Annotated in this window: 18 protein-coding genes; 11 read left to right on the forward strand and 7 right to left on the reverse strand. The window is 60.9% G+C overall.

The genetic code is table 11. The features are described 5' to 3' along the window. The first annotated feature begins 104 nt into the window (after positions 1-104). The 7 genes from AC07OP_RS10040 to AC07OP_RS10070 all read left to right on the forward strand — a co-directional run bounded on the left by AC07OP_RS10040 (position 105) and on the right by AC07OP_RS10070 (position 8,788). Positions 105-1,091: a phosphate ABC transporter substrate-binding protein PstS gene (locus AC07OP_RS10040; protein ID WP_016978637.1), complete on the forward strand. Its 987-nt coding sequence runs from the start codon at positions 105-107 to the stop codon at positions 1,089-1,091. A gap of 384 nt (positions 1,092-1,475) precedes the next feature. Next, positions 1,476-3,509 (forward strand): ABC transporter permease subunit, encoded by a 2,034-nt coding sequence (locus tag AC07OP_RS10045; RefSeq protein WP_174562752.1) that lies wholly within the window; start codon positions 1,476-1,478, stop codon positions 3,507-3,509. Positions 3,510-3,524: 15 nt separating this feature from the next. Beyond that, positions 3,525-5,195 carry a phosphate ABC transporter permease PstA gene (pstA, locus tag AC07OP_RS10050; protein ID WP_495100801.1) on the forward strand — a complete coding sequence of 557 codons (1,671 nt, stop codon included), beginning with the start codon at positions 3,525-3,527 and terminating at the stop codon, positions 5,193-5,195. Between the two features lie 93 nt (positions 5,196-5,288). Beyond that, positions 5,289-6,122 carry a phosphate ABC transporter ATP-binding protein PstB gene (pstB, locus tag AC07OP_RS10055; RefSeq protein WP_027608247.1) on the forward strand — a complete coding sequence of 278 codons (834 nt, stop codon included), beginning with the start codon at positions 5,289-5,291 and terminating at the stop codon, positions 6,120-6,122. A gap of 70 nt (positions 6,123-6,192) precedes the next feature. Continuing rightward, positions 6,193-6,954: a phosphate signaling complex protein PhoU gene (gene phoU / locus AC07OP_RS10060; protein ID WP_027608248.1), complete on the forward strand. Its 762-nt coding sequence runs from the start codon at positions 6,193-6,195 to the stop codon at positions 6,952-6,954. 168 nt (positions 6,955-7,122) lie between these two features. Next, a complete protein-coding gene (locus AC07OP_RS10065) occupies positions 7,123-8,034 on the forward strand; it encodes a response regulator (protein ID WP_027608249.1) in 912 nt (303 codons plus the stop codon). Positions 8,035-8,116: 82 nt separating this feature from the next. Further along, positions 8,117-8,788, forward strand: coding sequence for a peptidoglycan DD-metalloendopeptidase family protein (locus AC07OP_RS10070; protein WP_092355908.1), 672 nt, complete (start codon positions 8,117-8,119; stop codon positions 8,786-8,788). Positions 8,789-8,791: 3 nt separating this feature from the next. Here AC07OP_RS10070 and AC07OP_RS10075 read toward each other — a convergent pair whose 3' ends face one another. The 3 genes from AC07OP_RS10075 to phoB all read right to left on the reverse strand — a co-directional run bounded on the left by AC07OP_RS10075 (position 8,792) and on the right by phoB (position 12,461). Further along, positions 8,792-10,132, reverse strand: a complete 1,341-nt coding sequence (locus AC07OP_RS10075; protein ID WP_098480703.1) for a hemolysin family protein — start codon at positions 10,130-10,132, stop codon at positions 8,792-8,794. 270 nt (positions 10,133-10,402) lie between these two features. Continuing rightward, the gene (gene phoR, locus AC07OP_RS10080; protein ID WP_256221416.1) at positions 10,403-11,689 is read right to left on the reverse strand and encodes a phosphate regulon sensor histidine kinase PhoR; all 1,287 of its coding nucleotides are present in this window, start codon (positions 11,687-11,689) and stop codon (positions 10,403-10,405) included. 82 nt (positions 11,690-11,771) lie between these two features. Further along, positions 11,772-12,461 (reverse strand): phosphate regulon transcriptional regulator PhoB, encoded by a 690-nt coding sequence (phoB, locus tag AC07OP_RS10085; RefSeq protein ID WP_003176964.1) that lies wholly within the window; start codon positions 12,459-12,461, stop codon positions 11,772-11,774. A gap of 154 nt (positions 12,462-12,615) precedes the next feature. On the opposite strand from phoB, the gene AC07OP_RS10090 reads away from it, so the two are divergent. Further along, the gene (locus tag AC07OP_RS10090; RefSeq protein WP_027608253.1) at positions 12,616-12,993 is read left to right on the forward strand and encodes a COG4315 family predicted lipoprotein; all 378 of its coding nucleotides are present in this window, start codon (positions 12,616-12,618) and stop codon (positions 12,991-12,993) included. Positions 12,994-13,061: 68 nt separating this feature from the next. Here AC07OP_RS10090 and ubiA read toward each other — a convergent pair whose 3' ends face one another. Both ubiA and AC07OP_RS10100 read right to left on the reverse strand, forming a co-directional pair. Continuing rightward, positions 13,062-13,952 (reverse strand): 4-hydroxybenzoate octaprenyltransferase, encoded by an 891-nt coding sequence (ubiA, locus tag AC07OP_RS10095; RefSeq protein ID WP_495100802.1) that lies wholly within the window; start codon positions 13,950-13,952, stop codon positions 13,062-13,064. Further along, a complete protein-coding gene (locus AC07OP_RS10100; protein ID WP_115485451.1) occupies positions 13,952-14,515 on the reverse strand; it encodes a chorismate--pyruvate lyase family protein in 564 nt (187 codons plus the stop codon). Before AC07OP_RS10100 ends, ubiA begins: the two co-directional genes overlap by 1 nt. Before the next feature lie 197 nt (positions 14,516-14,712). On the opposite strand from AC07OP_RS10100, the gene AC07OP_RS10105 reads away from it, so the two are divergent. From AC07OP_RS10105 to AC07OP_RS10115, 3 genes are all read left to right on the forward strand, one after another. Continuing rightward, complete coding sequence (locus AC07OP_RS10105) at positions 14,713-14,880, forward strand: rubredoxin (protein ID WP_003213373.1); 168 nt, start codon at positions 14,713-14,715, stop codon at positions 14,878-14,880. Between the two features lie 36 nt (positions 14,881-14,916). Continuing rightward, on the forward strand, positions 14,917-16,065 hold the full coding sequence (locus tag AC07OP_RS10110; protein ID WP_495100803.1) for an NAD(P)/FAD-dependent oxidoreductase: 1,149 nt from the start codon (positions 14,917-14,919) through the stop codon (positions 16,063-16,065). Positions 16,066-16,256: 191 nt separating this feature from the next. Next, on the forward strand, positions 16,257-16,532 hold the full coding sequence (locus AC07OP_RS10115) for an HU family DNA-binding protein (protein WP_003176958.1): 276 nt from the start codon (positions 16,257-16,259) through the stop codon (positions 16,530-16,532). Between the two features lie 92 nt (positions 16,533-16,624). Here AC07OP_RS10115 and comJ read toward each other — a convergent pair whose 3' ends face one another. Both comJ and AC07OP_RS10125 read right to left on the reverse strand, forming a co-directional pair. Next, positions 16,625-16,951, reverse strand: a complete 327-nt coding sequence (comJ, locus tag AC07OP_RS10120) for a competence protein ComJ (RefSeq protein ID WP_108573464.1) — start codon at positions 16,949-16,951, stop codon at positions 16,625-16,627. A gap of 40 nt (positions 16,952-16,991) precedes the next feature. Beyond that, complete coding sequence (locus AC07OP_RS10125; RefSeq protein ID WP_098480706.1) at positions 16,992-17,861, reverse strand: tetratricopeptide repeat protein; 870 nt, start codon at positions 17,859-17,861, stop codon at positions 16,992-16,994. Positions 17,862-17,868 lie beyond the last annotated feature (7 nt).

A 17,868-nucleotide genomic window follows, 5' to 3' on the forward strand; every position in this document is an offset into this window, starting at 1 on the left:
ATGCTGGCCTTTCATCCAATTGTCATATTTCAGACATAGAGTGTTCACACGGCCTCTCGATACTTGGCCCCGATCCAACTATCCCTATCTGCTAGGAGCAAGGCATGAAACTGAAACGTTTGATGGCGGCAATGACTTTTGTCGCTGCTGGCGTTGCGACCGCCAACGCGGTGGCCGCAGGTGTTGATCCGGCAATCCCGGCTTACGTCAAGACCACTGGTGTGTCGGGCAACTTGTCCAGCGTCGGTTCCGATACCCTGGCCAACCTGATGACCCTGTGGGCCGAGGGTTACAAAAAGGAATACCCGAACGTCAACATCCAGATTCAAGCTGCCGGCTCCGCCACCGCGCCACCTGCGCTGACTGAAGGCACCTCCAACCTGGGCCCGATGAGCCGCAAGATGAAGGACACCGAACTGGCGGCCTTCGAGCAGAAGTACGGCTACAAGCCAACCGCTATCCCGGTTGCCGTGGATGCCCTGGCCGTGTTCGTGCACAAGGACAACCCGATCCAGCACCTGACCATGGAACAAGTCGACGCGATCTTCTCCTCGACTCGCCTGTGCGGTGGCAAAGCCGATGTGAAAACCTGGGGTGACCTGGGTGTGACCGGCGACCTGGCCAACAAGCCAGTGCAACTGTTCGGCCGTAACTCGGTATCCGGCACCTACGGCTACTTCAAGGAAGAAGCCCTGTGCAAAGGCGACTACAAGCCTAACGTGAACGAACAACCCGGCTCGGCTTCGGTCGTGCAGTCGATCAGCTCTTCGCTGAACGGCATCGGTTACTCGGGCATCGGCTACAAGACCGCCAGTGTGAAGACCGTGGCCCTGGCCAAGAAAGGCAGCACTGACTTCATCGAAGACAGCGAAGAAAACGCCCTGAACGGCAAATACCCGCTGTCGCGTTTCCTCTACGTTTACGTCAACAAAGCCCCGAACAAGCCTCTGGCTCCGCTGGAAGCCGAGTTCGTGAAACTGGTTCTGTCCAAACAGGGCCAGGAAGTGGTCGTCAAGGACGGCTACATCCCACTGCCAGCCAAGGTTGCCGCCAAGGCCCTGGCTGACCTGGGTCTGAAAGAAGGCAACTGATTGCCTCTGCGGGGCCGGGATACCGGCCCCGCATCCGAATTTTCTAGTCCGCTGCCAGCCCTGCTTCGCGGCGGATTTGTTGCGTCACTGCACTGTCATCTTTCTGTCATACAGGATCGCTAGGGTGTGCGCATGAATGATCTGGCCAATTCCACCATGACGACAACTTCTCCTCCCAAGCGCATTGATTTCAATACGCCTGAGCTGCAACGCAAGCGCCGTATTCGCGCGCTCAAGGATCGCCTGACCCGTTGGTACGTGCTGGTGGGCGGCCTCGCCGTTCTGGGTGCGATCACCCTGATCTTCTTTTTCCTCGCCTACGTGGTCGCGCCACTGTTCCAAGGCGCCTCGCTGACCAAGGAAGACGCACTGACGCCCGCCTGGATGCAGGACGCCGGCAAGCCGTTGTTGATCTCCCTGGAAGAGCAGAACCAGGTCGCCATGCGGGTTTCCGACAAGGGCCAGGCGCTGTTCTTTGACGTCACGAGCGGTGCCGAACTCAAGCGTGTCGACCTGCCGCTTGCGCCCGGCGTGAGCGTGGCTTCCATCGGTGAAGACCAGCCGGGCAGCCCGCTGGTGATCCTCGGTTTGTCCAATGGCCAGTCCCTGGTGTTCCGTCACACCTATAAGGTGTCGTACCCGGACGGCAAGAAAACCATCACGCCTGCGATTGAATACCCCTACGGTGAAACGCCGATCGTGCTCGACGATGCCGGCCGCCCGTTGGAGCATGTTGCCCTCAACGCCACCGATTCGTCGCTGGTGGTGGCAGGCTCGGCCGGTTCGCACTTGAACGTGCTGACCCTGAGCCGCGAAGAAAACATGATGACCGGTGAGGTCACCAGCGAGCAGAAGCGTGTCGAACTGCCGCAAATGACCGAGCCGGTGAAGGCGATCTTCATCGATCCGCGCCAGCAATGGCTGTACGTGATCAACGGACGTGCCCTGGCGGATGTGTTCAGCCTGCGCGACAAGAGCCTCAACGGTCGCTACAAATTACTGGAAGATGGCACTGCCGAAGTCACCGCCAGCACCCAGTTGGTGGGCGGCATCTCGCTGATCGTCGGTAACTCCAAAGGTGGCCTGGCCCAGTGGTTCATGGCCCGCGACCCGGATGGCGAGCAGCGCTTCAAGCAGATCCGCACCTTCCAGATGGGCACCGCGCCCATCGTGGAAATCACCGCCGAAGAGCGGCGCAAAGGCTTCACCGCCCTCGACGCTTCCGGCAAGTTCGGCGTGTTCCACAGCACCGCCCACCGCACCCTGCTGGTGGATCCGGTGGTCGACGGCCAGGGCGTGTTTGGTATGTCGCCGCGCGCCAACCGCGTGATCGTCGAAGCCGGCGGCAAGCTGCAGCCGTTGCTGCTGGACAACCCGCACCCGGAAGTGTCCTGGAGTGCGTTGTGGAGCAAGGTCTGGTACGAAAACTACGACGAACCTAAGTACGTCTGGCAATCGACCGCCGCCAACACCGACTTCGAACCCAAGATGAGCCTGGCGCCATTGACCTTCGGTACCCTGAAGGCGGCGTTCTACGCCATGCTGCTGGCGGCGCCACTGGCGGTTGCCGCGGCGATCTACACCGCTTACTTCATGGCCCCGAGCCTGCGCCGCAAGGTCAAGCCGGTGATCGAACTGATGGAAGCCATGCCGACGGTGATCCTCGGCTTCTTCGCCGGCCTGTTCCTGGCGCCGTATGTCGAAGGGCATCTGCCGGGGATCTTCAGCCTGCTGATGCTGTTGCCGATTGGCATCCTGGTGGCCGGGTTTGTCTTCAGCCGCCTGCCTGAGTCCATCCGCCTGCGGGTTCCCGATGGTTGGGAAAGCGCGATCCTGATCCCGGTGATCCTGTTCGTGGGCTGGCTCTCGCTGTACATGAGCCCGTACCTGGAAACCTGGTTCTTCGGCGGCGACATGCGCATGTGGATCTCCCACGACCTGGGCATTACCTACGACCAGCGCAACGCCCTGGTGGTCGGCCTGGCCATGGGCTTTGCGGTGATCCCGAACATCTACTCCATCGCCGAAGACGCCGTGTTCAGCGTACCGCGCGGCCTGACCCTGGGTTCCCTGGCCCTGGGCGCCACACCGTGGCAGACCATGACCCGCGTGGTGATCCTGACCGCCAGCCCAGGCATCTTCTCGGCGCTGATGATCGGCATGGGGCGCGCCGTGGGCGAGACCATGATCGTACTGATGGCCACCGGTAACACGCCGGTGATGGAGATGAACCTGTTCGAAGGCCTGCGCACCCTGGCGGCCAACGTCGCGGTGGAAATGCCCGAGTCGGAAGTCGGCGGCAGTCACTACCGCGTGCTGTTCCTCTCGGCGCTGGTGCTGCTGCTGTTCACCTTCATCATGAACACCCTCGCCGAGCTGATTCGTCAGCGTCTGCGCAAGAAATACTCGTCGCTTTAAGAAAGGTAGAAGTCTGTGAAACAGAACTCCCTGAATGGATGGTTCAAGAGCGGCGCTCCGGGCGTCTGGATCAGCGGTGGCGCGGTGTCCATCGCGGTCATCATGACCATTGGTTTGCTGGCCGTGATTGCCGTGCGTGGCCTGGGCCACTTCTGGCCGGCCGACCTGATCCAGGCCAACTACAACGTGCCGGGCCAGGAAAACCATATCGTCATCGGCGAAGTGGTGCAGAAAGAAGAAGTGCCGCGCGAGCGCCTGAAAAGCGCGGGCCTGCCGGTGCCCGATGCGGGCCCGGAGTTCATGACCCGCGAGCTGATCAAGGTCGGCAACCGTGACCTGAACGGCAACGACTTCACCTGGATCGTCGGCGAGTGGTTGAAGGACCAGAGCACGCCGAAGAACCTGATGACCATCGAGCGTCGTGAGTGGGGCAACTTCTACGGCACCCTGGTCAACGTCAAGCAGGATGGCAAGGTCATCGCTGAGGGCGAGGCCGCGTGGCCGGAGCTGCAAGCCCGCGTGGACCGCGTGAACAAGCTGGCGGCCCAGCTCAAGACCCTGGAGAAGTCCGACATCGGCGCGATCAACGCCGGCCTCGAGCGCATCCGCCTGCACGGTCGCAAGCTGGAGCTGGAAGGCAAGCTGGACGCCACCGCTCAAGCCGATATGGACAGCGGTCGCGCCGAACTGAACAACCGCTACAAGGACATCGAAGCCCGCCTGGCGGACCTGCACACCCAGTTCAACCGCGACAGCCTCACCGCCCGCGATGCCAACGGCAAAGAAATCGAAATCGGCATCGGCAAGGTGGTGCATGCCTACCAGCCGAACGCCATGGGTTACATGACCAAGATCGGCTTCTACTTCAGCAAGATCTGGGAGTTCCTCAGCGACGACCCACGGGAAGCCAACACCGAAGGCGGGATCTTCCCGGCGATCTTCGGCACCGTGATGATGACCCTGATCATGGCGATGATCGTGACCCCGTTCGGCGTGCTGGCAGCGGTGTACCTGCGTGAATACGCCAAGCAGAACACCCTGACCCGTATCATCCGCATCGCCGTGAACAACCTGGCGGGTGTACCGGCCATCGTCTACGGCGTGTTCGGCCTGGGTTTCTTCGTGTATGTATTGGGTGGCTCGGTCGACCGTCTGTTCTTCGCGGAAGCGCTGCCGGCACCGACCTTCGGTACACCGGGCCTGCTCTGGGCCTCGCTGACCCTGGCGCTGCTGGCGGTGCCGGTGGTGATCGTGGCCACCGAAGAAGGCCTGGCGCGGATTCCGCGTACGGTGCGTGAAGGCTCCCTGGCGCTGGGCGCGACCAAGGCGGAGACGCTGTGGAAGATCGTGCTGCCGATGGCCAGCCCGGCGATGATGACCGGCATGATCCTCGCCGTGGCCCGCGCCGCCGGTGAAGTGGCGCCGCTGATGCTGGTCGGCGTGGTGAAACTCGCCCCGTCGCTGCCGCTGGACGGCAACTACCCGTACCTGCACCTGGACCAGAAGATCATGCACCTGGGCTTCCATATTTATGACGTCGGTTTCCAGAGCCCTAACGTCGAGGCCGCACGGCCGCTGGTGTACGCCACCGCCTTGCTGCTGGTGCTGGTGATCGCCACGCTCAACCTGTCGGCAGTGTGGATTCGTAACCACCTGCGCGAGAAGTACAAGGCGCTGGACAGCTAAAGCTATTCGCCACAAGCGGCAAGCTACAAGCCGCTTTTGCTCAAATCTTGCAGCTTGCAGCTAAAAGCGTGCAGCTACGAACGGAGTGAGACCATGCAACACGACACCCATTCCCACGGCATCAACATGTCTGCCCTGGGTCGCGACAAACAGAGCCTGAGCCTGGCCCAGGAAACCGTGGCCATCGAAGTACCGGGCCTGAGCCTGTATTACGGTGACAAGCAGGCGCTGTTCGACGTCAGCATGAACATCCCCAAGCAGCGCGTGACCGCCTTCATCGGCCCGTCCGGCTGCGGCAAGTCCACGCTGCTGCGTACCTTCAACCGCATGAACGACCTGGTGGACGGTTGCCGCGTGGACGGGGCCATCAACCTCTACGGCACCAACATCTACCGCAAGGGCGAAGACGTGGCCGAACTGCGTCGCCGTGTGGGCATGGTGTTCCAGAAGCCTAACCCGTTCCCCAAGACCATCTACGAAAACGTGGTCTACGGCCTGCGCATCCAGGGCATCAACAAAAAGCGCATCCTCGACGAAGCGGTTGAGTGGGCCCTTAAAGGCGCGGCGCTGTGGGACGAGGTCAAGGACCGCCTGCATGAGTCGGCACTCGGCCTGTCCGGCGGCCAGCAGCAGCGTCTGGTGATCGCGCGGACCATCGCCGTGGAGCCGGAAGTGCTGCTGCTCGACGAACCGTGCTCGGCACTCGACCCGATCTCGACGCTGAAAGTCGAAGAGCTGATCTACGAGCTCAAGTCCAAGTTCACCATCGTTATCGTGACCCACAACATGCAACAGGCGGCGCGGGTTTCCGACTACACCGCGTTCATGTACATGGGCAAGCTGGTGGAGTTCGGCGATACCGACACCCTGTTCACCAATCCGGCGAAGAAGCAGACCGAAGACTACATCACCGGTCGCTACGGCTAGGAAGCTGTGGTTCTGATTGCACTGACGCTGCGGTTCTCCGCACCTTACCGGACGCTCCAAGGACGCCAACATGATTAGCAAAGAAGGCCTTACCCACCATATCTCCGCGCAGTTCAACGCCGAGCTCGAGGAAGTGCGCAGCCACCTCCTGGCGATGGGCGGGCTGGTGGAGAAGCAAGTCAACGACGCCGTCACTGCGCTGATCGAGGCCGACTCTGGCCTGGCCCAGCAAGTGCGCGAGATCGACGACCAGATCAACCAGATGGAACGCAACATCGACGAAGAATGCCTGCGCATCCTCGCCCGTCGCCAGCCGGCGGCATCCGACCTGCGCCTGATCATCAGCATTTCCAAGTCGGTGATCGACCTCGAGCGGATCGGCGATGAAGCCACCAAGATTGCCCGCCGCGCCATCCAGCTGTGCGAAGAGGGTGAAGCGCCGCGCGGTTATGTGGAAGTGCGTCATATCGGCGACCAGGTGCGCAACATGGTCCGGGATGCCCTGGATGCCTTCGCGCGCTTTGACGCCGAGCTGGCATTGTCGGTAGCGCAGTACGACAAGGTCATCGACCGTGAATACAAGACCGCCCTGCGTGAGCTGGCCACCTACATGATGGAAGACCCGCGCTCTATCTCGCGGGTCTTGAGCATCATCTGGGTGTTGCGCTCCCTGGAGCGGATCGGTGATCACGCGCGCAATATCTCGGAACTGGTGATCTACCTGGTGCGCGGTACCGACGTACGGCACATGGGCCTCAAGCGCATGAAGGCCGAAGTTGAGGGTTCAGCCGATCAAATCCCTAATGTTCCGGGCGAACCTGACGATAAGTAAGGTTGCCCGAGAAATTAACGCCCGGCCTCTGGTCGGGCGTTTTCGTTTGTGGCGCCTGAATTTTTTGCGAATCGGGTAAAAGAAAGTCCGAACGTGACTACAGAGTTTTGGCAAAATGCCATTAGTCAGGCGTTTTGCGTGCCGAAGTTTTTATAGGATGAAGGGTCGATGAGTAAAGTCAGTGTATTGGTGGTGGATGACGCCTCGTTTATCCGCGACCTGGTGAAGAAGTGCCTGCGCAACTACTTCCCCGGGATCAAGCTTGAAGATGCGGTAAACGGCAAGAAGGCCCAGACCATCCTGATGCGCGAGAGCTTCGACCTGGTGCTGTGCGACTGGGAAATGCCGGAGATGTCGGGCCTGGAGTTGTTGACCTGGTGCCGCGAGCAACCGCACCTCAAGGCCATGCCGTTTGTGATGGTGACCAGCCGTGGCGACAAAGAGAACGTGGTCCAGGCGATCCAGGCCGGGGTTTCCGGTTACGTCAGCAAACCGTTCACCAACGAGCAACTGCTGAACAAGGTCAAGCAAGCCCTGCACAAGGTCGGTCGCCTCGACGCCCTGGTCGCCAGTGCGCCGACCAAGATGAACTCGGCCTTCGGCAATGATTCCCTGAGTGCCCTGACCGGTGGCAAGCCCGAAGCCGTACGTGCAGCCCCCGTTGCGGCGGCTGCCTCTGCGCCAAGCAAAGGCCTGCTTAACAACGCCCCGCCGGTCCAAGCGCCAGGCGCTGCACCCACTGGCGGCCGTGGCCAGGGCCAGTTGCGCCTGTCCAGCGGCACCCAGCAATGCGTGATCAAGGCACTGAGCATCAAGGAAGCGCTGCTGGTGGTGCGTCGCGGTGAAGTCCTGCCTCAGGTACTGGAAAGTGCCGTGCTCGACCTGGAACAGGGCGACAACGCCGAGGTGGCGCGTCTGAACGGCTACCTGCACGCCATCGTCGCCTTCGAACCCAAGCCGGACAGTGACTGGCTGCAACTGACCTTCCGCTTTATCGACCAGGATGCGCAGAAGCTTGACTACATCTCTCGCCTGATTGCGCGCGGTACGGCGCAGAAGCATTTTGTGCCGGGGGCCTGACCTTCAGTCCGAAGGGGCGTGCCCCGGGATTGTCATGATCCCTTGCTAGCTTGCTGTTCATTCACTCCGGCAGGTTCGCGCCATGCTCCTTCGCCTTTTGCTGTCCTGCATATTGGCCTTGGTCGCCAATTCGACCCAGGCCATGACCCTGTACAAATCCACCGATGCCAACGGCATGGTGTTTTTCAGCGATCGGCAAACCCCCGGCGCCCAGGCGTTCGTGATCCAGGAACGTAGGGTCGAGCGCGTACAGCTGCCGGTACTCTACAGGCCAAAACCCGTTTACCCGCGACAAGCCTACCGCTACCCCTTGCCCTGGCGTGGCGGCCCGTTCCGCTTGACCCAAGGCCCCAACGGCAGCTTCAGCCACACCGACGCCAAAAGCCGCTACGCCATGGACATCGCCATGCCCGAAGGCACGCCGATCATCGCGGCACGCAGCGGTGTGGTGATGAAAATCGAGAATAGCCAGATCGGACGCGGCAACGATGCGTCAGGCAATTTCGTGCGCGTGCAGCACGATGACGGCACCCAGGGTGTGTACCTGCACCTCAAGCAAGGCTCGGTGAGTGTCAGGCCGGGGCAGCGTGTGGCGGTGGGCAGCGCGCTGGGGTTGTCGGGCAATACCGGCAACAGCAGCGGGCCGCACCTGCACTTTGTGGTGCAACAGAGTACCGCGGCCGGGCTGGTGTCGATTCCTTACGAATTCAACCAGCCGGTCGGGACATTGCCCAATTTTGCATTGGGCAATTGAGGGTCAATCCAGCAGCAGGACCTTGGCCAGCACGATCTTCGGCCCTTTCATCTTCTTGATGATGATCCGCAAGCCTTCAACCTCCAGCACTTCTTCCTCTTCCGGCACCCGTTTGAGGGTGTCGTAGATCAGCCCTGCGAGGGTTTCGGCCTCGATGTGGTCCAGGTCGACGCCCAGCAGGCGTTCCACCTTGAACAGCGGCGTATCGCCCCGTACCAGCAGTTTGCCAGGCTGGTAGGCGAGGATGCCGCGCTCGGCCTTGCGGTGTTCGTCCTGGATATCGCCCACCAGCACTTCCAGCACGTCTTCCATGGTCAGGTAGCCGATGATCTTGCCGTCGGCTTCTTCCACCAGGGCAAAGTGCGCGCCGCCTTTGCGGAACTGCTCCAGCAACTGCGACAACGGCATGTGCCGCGACACACGTTCCAGCGGGCGGGTCAGCTCGGCCAGGTTGAACGATTCGGGGATGTGGTCCAGGGCCGCCAGTTCCAGCAGCAGGTCCTTGATGTGCAAAAGCCCGACAAACTCGTTGCGCACCGCGTCATACACCGGATAGCGGCTGAATTTATGGCGACGGAACAGCGCGAGGATTTCCTTGAGCGGGGCGTTGAAGTCCAGGGTCACCAGGTCTTCACGGGAGTTGGCCCAGTCCACCACTTCCAGCTCGCCCATTTCCACGGCCGAGGCCAGTACACGCATGCCTTGGTCGCTCGGGTCCTGGCCACGGCTGGAGTGCAGGATCAGCTTGAGCTCTTCGCGGCTGTAATGGTGTTCGTGGTGCGGGCCGGGTTCGCCTTGGCCGGCGATGCGCAGGATCGCGTTGGCGCTGGCGTTGAGCAGGTAGATCGCCGGGTACATGGCCCAGTAGAACAGGTACAGCGGCACCGCCGTCCACAGTGACAGCAGTTCGGGCTTGCGAATGGCCCAGGACTTGGGCGCCAGTTCACCGACCACGATGTGCAGGTAGGAAATCACGAAGAACGCGGCAAAGAACGACACGCCCTTGATCACTTCCGGCGATTCGACACCTAGGGCGCCCAGCAGCGGTTCGAGGATGTGCGCGAACGCCGGCTCACCGACCCAGCCCAGGCCCAGGGAGGCCAAGGTGATACCCAGCTGGCAGGCCGACAGGTAGGCGTCGAGCTGGCTGTGCACGGTACGCAGGATCTGCCCGCGCCAGCCGTTGGTGTGGGCGATGGCCTCGACCCGGGTCGAGCGCAGCTTGACCATGGCAAATTCCGCCGCAACGAAAAAACCGTTGAGCAGTACCAGGATCAGAGCAAAAAGAATCATGCCGAAATCGGCGAAGAGTGTGGCGAGGGTGATACCAGGGGAAGGGTCCATGATTGGGTTTTGCAGGTTCCGTGTGTTCAATAAGGGGTGACAGAAGGGCCTGAAAGGCAGGCGCAAGTCGGCCAATGTAGCGGCTGACGGGGCGCTTGCCTAGTGGGTGCCGCCGGGTGGGGTGTGGAATGCCTTATTCGAAACAGCACAATTCCAATTGTGGGAGGGGGCTTGCTCCCGATAGCAGTGTGTCAGTCAGCATATCTGATACTGATGCACCGCCATCGGGAGCAAGCCCCCTCCCACATTTGGTTTTGTGCTGTGTTTGAGTTATTCGTCATTTCCGACGAGCCGCGAACGGGTCATCTGCCCTGGCGGAAAGTGGCAGGTGAACGTACTGCCATGCCCCAGCACACTGCTGATTTCCAGGCGCGCGCGGTGGCGCAGCAGCACATGCTTGACGATGGCCAGGCCCAGCCCGGTGCCGCCGGTGTTGGAGTTGCGGCTGGAATCGACGCGGTAGAAACGCTCGGTCAGGCGCGGCAGATGCTTGGCGTCGATGCCGATGCCGGAGTCCTGCACGCTCAGGTGTGCGCCTTGCTCGTCGGCCCACCAGCGAATGCGGATAGTGCCCTTGTCCTGGGTGTACTTCACCGCGTTGAACACCAGGTTGGAGAACGCGCTGCGCAATTCGCCCTCGCTGCCTTTGAGCAATACCTGTGGGTCGGCATCCAGGCTGATCTGCTGCCCGCGCTCGCCCGAGAGGGCCTTGGCGTCATTCTTGATGGTCTGCAACAGGCTCTGGACGGCTACCGGTTGGTTGTCCGACGGATAATCCGTGGCCTCGAGCTTGGCCAGCAACAGCAAGTCGTTGAGCAGGGTCTGCATGCGTGAACCCTGCTGCTGCATCTGTTGCAGGGCACGGCTCCAGCGCGGGTTGATCTCATCGACGTTGTCCAGCAGCGTCTCCAGGTAGCCGCAGATCACCGTCAAGGGCGTGCGCAGTTCGTGGGAGACGTTGGCAACGAAGTCTTTGCGCATCTGCTCCAGCTGATGGATGCGGGTTACGTCGCGCACCAGCATCAGGTGTTCGTTGTTGCCGTAGCGGGTCAGGTACAGCTGGATGCGCACGCGGTCGTTGGTGGGCGAGGGGATTTCCAGGGCTTCTTCGTAGTTGTCCTGCTCGAAGTATTCCTTGAAGCGCGGGTGGCGCACCAGGTTGGTTACCGGCTGGCCGCTGTCCTGGGGCGTCTTGAGGCCCAGCAGGGTCTCGGCGGCGCGGTTCCACCACTCCAGGTTGCCGTCGCTGTCGAGCATGATCACCGCGTCCTTGAGCGCAGCGGTGGACTCCTGCACCCGGTCGATCACGGCTTGCAGGCGCCCGCGTACCCGTTGGTCGCGGCGTTGCAGGTGGTAGATGCTGTCGAACACCTCACCCCACAGGCCGTAGCCATCGGGCGGTGCTTCGTCGGGTTTGTGCTGGCGCAGCCATTCATGCAGGCGCAGCAATTGCTTGAGGGTCCAGCCCAGGTACAGGCCGATACCGATGGCCAGGCTCCAGCCGTAATAGCCGCTGACCAGGCCCACCAACAGGCAGCCGGTGATCAACAGGAGCATGTGGCGGATCAGGGTGCCATGCCAGTTCTGGTTCACTTAAACATGCGTCCTTGTCAGCTGTTAAGGAAGGAAAGTGACTGGCTCAGCCCTTGGTGGAGAACCGGTAGCCGGTGCCGCGCACGGTTTGTACCAGATTCTCGTAGGCATCGCCCAAGGCTTTGCGCAGGCGACGGATATGCACGTCGACGGTGCGTTCCTCGACATACACGTTGCCGCCCCACACCTGGTCCAGCAACTGGCCACGGGTATAGGCACGCTCCTGGTGGGTCATGAAGAACTGCAGCAGGCGGTATTCGGTCGGGCCCATCTCGGCCGGCTTGCCGTCGATGGTCACGCGGTGGCTGATCGGGTCCAGCAGCAGGCCACCGACTTCGATAGGCGCTTCGCCATCGGTCGGGCCGGCACGGCGCAGCACGGCTTTCAGGCGCGCCACCAGTTCCCGTGGGGAAAACGGCTTGGTGATGTAGTCATCGGCGCCGACTTCCAGGCCCTGGATCTTGTTGTCTTCTTCGCCCTTGGCGGTGAGCATGATGATCGGGATATCCCCGGTCAGCTCATCGCGCTTGAGGCGGCGGGCCAGTTCGATGCCGGAGGTGCCGGGCAGCATCCAGTCCAGCAGGATCAGGTCCGGCTTGCGGTCGACGATAATGGCATGGGCCTGCTGGGAGTTCTCCGCCTCCAGGCAGTCATAGCCGGCCATTTCCAACGCAACGGCGATCATCTCGCGGATGGGCGCTTCGTCGTCAACAATCAGAATGCTCCTGCCAACCATGCCTAAAATCCTCTTGTCATTTAACTGTCTTGCGCCGCATTAGATAACGGAATTATTGCAGTCGTGTGACAGTAATTTAGTCGCTCGGGCAATTCGGGACACTCTGGACTACGCTTTGGGTCCGAATCCTGACAACCACAAAAGGAAGGTTCCGATGACTCACAGTACTTTTTCCTGGAAGGCCCTGCTGGTCACGGCGGCGTTGACGCTGCCGACACTGGCATTCGCGGCGGAGCCGGCGATGACCCAGAACGGTCTGTTAGTGGATCACAGCGGGAAGACCCTTTACACCTTCGACAAGGACGCCGATGGCAAGTCAGTGTGCAAGGACCAGTGCGCGACCAACTGGCCGCCGCTGAAAGCGGAGTCTACCGACAAATCAATGGGCGATTGGACCGTGATCACCCGTGATGACCAGACCAGTCAATGGGCCTACAAAGGCAAACCTGTCTACACCTACAAGGATGACCACAAGGCCGGTGACAAGAGCGGTGATGGCAAGGGTGGGGCATGGCATGTGATCAAGCCCTGATTTCGCGGCGTTGCTGAAACCATCGGGGGCTTGCCCCCGATGAGGCCCGACCAGGCACTGCAAAAACCTCAGCGAAACGCGTAATCCGCCACAATCCCGACAAAAATCGCCAACCCGGCCCAGTGGTTGTGCAAAAACGCCTTGAAGCATTTCATCCGGTCCCGGTCGCGGGTGTACCAGAACTCCCAGGCAAAGCAGCCTGCCGCCGCCAGCAGGCCCAGGTGGAACCACCCCCCCAGCTCAAACCGTGAGCCGGCCAGCAACAGGCACAGCAGCGCCAGGCCTTGCAGGGTCAGGATGATCACACGGTCGGCATCGCCGAACAGAATGGCGGTGGACTTGACGCCGATCTTCAAGTCGTCGTCGCGATCGGTCATCGCGTAATAGGTGTCGTAGGCCACTGTCCACAGCAGATTGGCTATATAGAGCAGCCAGGCGATAGCGGGCAGGTGGCCGGTTTCGGCGGTGAACGCCATCGGCATGCCCCAGGAAAACGCCGCGCCCAACACCACCTGGGGGTAATAGGTGTAGCGCTTCATGAACGGGTAGCTGACCGCCAGTGCCAGGCCGCCCAGCGATAACCAGATGGTGGTGGCGTTGGTCAGCAGCACCAGCAGGAAGCTGATCAGCATCAGTACCGCAAAGAACACCAGGGCCTCTTTCGAACGGATCCTGCCGCTGGCCAGCGGGCGTTGCGCGGTGCGTTTCACGTGGCCATCGACCTTGCGGTCCGCCCAGTCATTGATGACACAACCGGCAGCGCGAGTCAGCGTCACGCCCAGCACAAAAATCACGATGTTGGCCAGGGACGGCGAGCCCTTGCCGGCGACCCACAGCGCCCACAGCGTCGGCCACAGCAGCAGGTAGATGCCGATGGGCTTGTCCATGCGGGTCAACTGAATGAAATCCCAGGCCCTGGGGTGCAGGCGGTTCAAGGATTTGAGCAGACGTTGATACATCAGCAGTTCTCCGGATGGTCATGCAGCGCGTGCCAGAAAGCCGGCAGGAAGACTTCCGCTACCAGCACGCTCAGCGGACCGCGATCGAAGCGTGAGCGGCGCGCCCACAGCCCGTCGGCCTGGTCCGTGGTGGGCAACCATTGGCGAGGGTAATGGCACACCTCGATGGCCTGGCGGGTGAACGCGCGGTCGCAAAACAGCAATTCGCCCAGGGAGCGGCTGCCCAATTCGTCCATCTGCAAGCCGTCGCCCTGCAACGCACTGCGCGCCGCCACGCTGCGGGCGAACACCCACGGTTGGCCATGCCCGCGCAAATACACCTCGCGCACCCAACCGATACTGGCCGGTGGCATGCGCAGCGCCGCGCATTCATCATCGCGCAGCGGCTGCCAGCCTTCGAACAGCGGCGTCACGCTGAAACCATCGTGGGACAGCCACGTCAGCCGGCGGGTCAGAGAGCCTTCGTCGAACAGCCAGTTCAGGGTCAAGGGCGCGGGCGCAGGGCTCAGGAGGCTCTGGGTCAACCATTGGCAAGCATCGGGAAGGGCGATTGAGTGCGGCACGGTGCGTCAGTATTGGCAGCAAAAGAGGCGGCGAGCTTACCATGGTGTCCTGATCTTTTGCCGGGCCGGCCCGGCGCCTTGCGTCGATCAAGCTTGCATCTGTCGGCCCCGATCAGTACAAAACGCCCTGAGCCGCGCGGCAACGCTGGATCCATCGACCGCCGGCCAACCTGCCTGGACCCTGAGGAAGCAAGTAAATGAAGAAGTGGCAATGTGTAGTCTGCGGCCTGATCTATGACGAAAAAGACGGCTGGCCGGATGATGGTATCGCTCCGGGCACCCTGTGGCAGGACGTACCGGAAGACTGGCTGTGCCCGGACTGCGGCGTCGGCAAAATGGATTTCGAAATGATCGAAATCGGCTAATTTTCAGTTTCAGAGACGTACTACAAGGAGAACGGAATGAACGCACCTGTCGTGATCATCGGCACAGGATTGGCCGGTTACAACGTGGCCCGGGAGTTTCGCAAGCTCGACAGCGAGACCCCATTGCTGCTGATCACCGCGGATGACGGGCGCTCCTACTCCAAGCCCATGCTCTCCACCGGCTTTGGCAAGAACAAGGAAGCCGATGGCCTGAGCATGGCCGAACCCGGCGCCATGGCCGAGCAACTCAAGGCCGAAGTGCGCACCCACACCCGTGTCAGCGGCATCGACCCCGGCCACAAGCGCCTGTGGATCGGTGAAGAAGCGGTGGTCTATCGCGATCTGGTCCTGGCCTGGGGCGCAGAAACCGTGCGGGTACCGGTCGAAGGCGATGCGGCTGAGCTGGTTTTCCCGATCAACGACCTCGAAGATTACGCCCGCTTTCGCGCCGCCGCGGCCGGCAAGCGCCGCGTGCTGCTGCTCGGCGCCGGCCTGATCGGCTGTGAATTTGCCAACGACCTGATCCTCGGCGGTTATGAAATCGACCTGGTGGCGCCGTGCGAGCAAGTGATGCCGACCCTGCTGCACCCGGCGGCGGCCGCAGCGGTACAGGCCGGCCTGGAAGGGCTGGGCGCGCGTTTCCACCTGGGCCCGGTGCTCAATCGCCTGCAACGCAGCGCTGACGGCCTGGAAGCGCACTTGTCGGATGGTGAAGTGGTGCACTGCGACCTGGTGGTCTCGGCCATCGGCCTGCGCCCGCGTGTCGACCTGGCCGCCGCCGCCGGTCTGCAGACCAACCGTGGGATCATGGTGGACCGCCACCTCAAGACCTCCCACGCCAATATCTACGCCCTGGGCGACTGCGCCGAGGTCGATGGCCTCAACCTGCTGTACGTCATGCCGCTGATGAGCTGCGCCCGTGCCCTGGCCCAGACCCTGGCCGGCAACGCCACAGCTGTCAGCTATGGCCCGATGCCGGTCACCGTGAAAACCCCGGTCTGCCCGCTGGTGGTTTCGCCACCGCCACGGGGTACCGAAGGGGTGTGGAGCGTCGAAGGCCAGGGCGCCGACATCAAGGCCCTGTGCCGCGACGCCAGCGGCCGCCTGCTGGGTTACGCGCTGACCGGCAGCGCCGTGATGGAAAAACTTGCCCTCAACAAAGAACTTCCGCCGTTGCTGGCGTAAATACCGGTCGTTCTGTCGGAATAAGCACGTTTTTCCCCCGAGAAAGGTCGCCGCGAGACTGGCGGAGCGTGCGAGGGCATGCCATCCTCACTCCCGTCTGCCGCAGAGTAGAGCCTGCGGCGCTTTGGGCGCTGCTCCACAGACGAGCAGCACGGACATAACAACAAAAAACCGTCAAAGAGGCTTCACATATGCGTAAACCAGAACTCGCAGCCGCCATCGCTGAAAAAGCGGATCTCACCAAAGAACAGGCCAACCGCGTCCTCAACGCCGTTCTCGAAGAAATCACCGGCGCCCTGCACCGCAAGGACAGCGTCACCCTGGTGGGCTTCGGCACCTTCCTGCAACGCCACCGTGGCGCCCGCACCGGCAAAAACCCGCAAACCGGTGAGCCTGTGAAGATCAAGGCGAGCAACACCGTTGCGTTCAAGCCGGGCAAGTCGCTTAAAGACACCGTTAACGCGTAAGCAGTGCCGTCTCGACAGGGGGCGGGGTGGTAGGAAAATGGGCACGCCGACTGGGTCGGGTGCCCTTTTTTTGTGGCCGCTTATTAAGTGCTTTAACGAATGCCTTCGACGAGTTCCTGGTCTTTCTCGCCACCCCACGGATCGTCCAGCAGGTACTTGGCAGCGACTTTGGTGTCAGTTGGGACCAAGGTGATCTTGTAGAAAATCTCGTCGCCTTCGCAGACCTCGAAGTACAACGCATAGTCGCGCTTCTCCAGATCCAGCGTAACGTTGAATTTTTCGGACGCCGAGGCTACTTCCACCTGCTTGGGGTCTGTGACATGAAACGGCACGACGATGCAGCGCTGGGCGGTTTCATCAGGGTGTCTTTTATAGTCCTTTATAGTTACGCAGTTCTTTAAATGCTTTGTCGAGGACACTCATGTTCTTTTCCTGTGGGGAAAATTTATCGCCACAGGGTCATTTTTTGCTGTTCATCACGGGGTCGGCAAGATTTTCAGTGCCGTCATTCATGCGCTGCAAGAGCTTAATCGCGCGTGGAAAACCTTGTTCGGCTGAGCGCTCCAGCCACTTCCTGGCTTGTTCAATGTCCTGATCTACTATCCATCCATCGATGTACATTTTCGCCAAGTCAAATTGGCCATGAGCGTCGCCGGAGTCGGCTCGTGGGAAGTGAAATTCCACGGTTTGGGTGATTACATCAATGTCCCAATAGTCGCGCTTGTTTGCTTGGAAGAGCCTGACCGTTTGATCATCTACCCACTCAACAGCCCCTATCAGTGACTCAAAAAGGCCCAAAGCAATACCGATTCGCGCAGCGGTAAAAAATCTCTCAGGTGTGTCTTTGGCGCCCTGTACCAAAACACCGATATTAATGTACCGATCCGTGCGCCAGGCAGCAGTCGCGGACAGTGTATTGGATGGGTTTTTTTGGGGCCGCCCTGCAGTGCCTGAAAATTGATACTCACGCTTGATGATCTCGGCGTGCAACTTATGTATCGGATCGGTATCCCAGCCCTTAAGCACCGCCAATGATAAAAGCGCTTCATGAATATCTTCGATTAACGACTGGCGAATTGCGCTCTCTGAAGCATTCGCAGGTAACTCATTCAGGTGTTTGAATGGGTGGGAATAGGTGCAAACATTCGCGAGTGTCTGCTCCGCCTCAACAGACGTTGGCTGAAGAATTATTTTGGCAACTCCGCCAGTGGGTATCTTGCACTTAGTTGCAAGGAGATAAATATAGAGTACGGCTGCCTCGCGGATGCTGTGGGGCTGCAGACGCTCGGAAGGAGAGGCAATCTCAAGTGTTGATAAATATTTGCTCATCAGAATC

The organism is Pseudomonas sp. GW821-FHT09D08 (assembly GCF_059416305.1).

What these genes read in the sequence shown, in the direction of transcription:
- AC07OP_RS10040 (WP_016978637.1), top strand. Translation starts at nt 105, where the DNA reads ATGAAACTGAAACGTTTGATGGCGGCAATGACTTTTGTCGCTGCTGGC.
- AC07OP_RS10045 (WP_174562752.1), top strand. Translation starts at nt 1,476, where the DNA reads ATGCAGGACGCCGGCAAGCCGTTGTTGATCTCCCTGGAAGAGCAGAAC.
- pstB (WP_027608247.1), top strand. Translation starts at nt 5,289, where the DNA reads ATGCAACACGACACCCATTCCCACGGCATCAACATGTCTGCCCTGGGT.
- phoU (WP_027608248.1), top strand. Translation starts at nt 6,193, where the DNA reads ATGATTAGCAAAGAAGGCCTTACCCACCATATCTCCGCGCAGTTCAAC.
- AC07OP_RS10065 (WP_027608249.1), top strand. Translation starts at nt 7,123, where the DNA reads ATGAGTAAAGTCAGTGTATTGGTGGTGGATGACGCCTCGTTTATCCGC.
- AC07OP_RS10070 (WP_092355908.1), top strand. Translation starts at nt 8,117, where the DNA reads ATGCTCCTTCGCCTTTTGCTGTCCTGCATATTGGCCTTGGTCGCCAAT.
- AC07OP_RS10075 (WP_098480703.1), bottom strand. Translation starts at nt 10,132, where the DNA reads ATGGACCCTTCCCCTGGTATCACCCTCGCCACACTCTTCGCCGATTTC.
- phoR (WP_256221416.1), bottom strand. Translation starts at nt 11,689, where the DNA reads ATGCTCCTGTTGATCACCGGCTGCCTGTTGGTGGGCCTGGTCAGCGGC.
- phoB (WP_003176964.1), bottom strand. Translation starts at nt 12,461, where the DNA reads ATGGTTGGCAGGAGCATTCTGATTGTTGACGACGAAGCGCCCATCCGC.
- AC07OP_RS10090 (WP_027608253.1), top strand. Translation starts at nt 12,616, where the DNA reads ATGACTCACAGTACTTTTTCCTGGAAGGCCCTGCTGGTCACGGCGGCG.
- ubiA (WP_495100802.1), bottom strand. Translation starts at nt 13,952, where the DNA reads ATGTATCAACGTCTGCTCAAATCCTTGAACCGCCTGCACCCCAGGGCC.
- AC07OP_RS10105 (WP_003213373.1), top strand. Translation starts at nt 14,713, where the DNA reads ATGAAGAAGTGGCAATGTGTAGTCTGCGGCCTGATCTATGACGAAAAA.
- AC07OP_RS10110 (WP_495100803.1), top strand. Translation starts at nt 14,917, where the DNA reads ATGAACGCACCTGTCGTGATCATCGGCACAGGATTGGCCGGTTACAAC.
- AC07OP_RS10115 (WP_003176958.1), top strand. Translation starts at nt 16,257, where the DNA reads ATGCGTAAACCAGAACTCGCAGCCGCCATCGCTGAAAAAGCGGATCTC.
- AC07OP_RS10125 (WP_098480706.1), bottom strand. Translation starts at nt 17,861, where the DNA reads ATGAGCAAATATTTATCAACACTTGAGATTGCCTCTCCTTCCGAGCGT.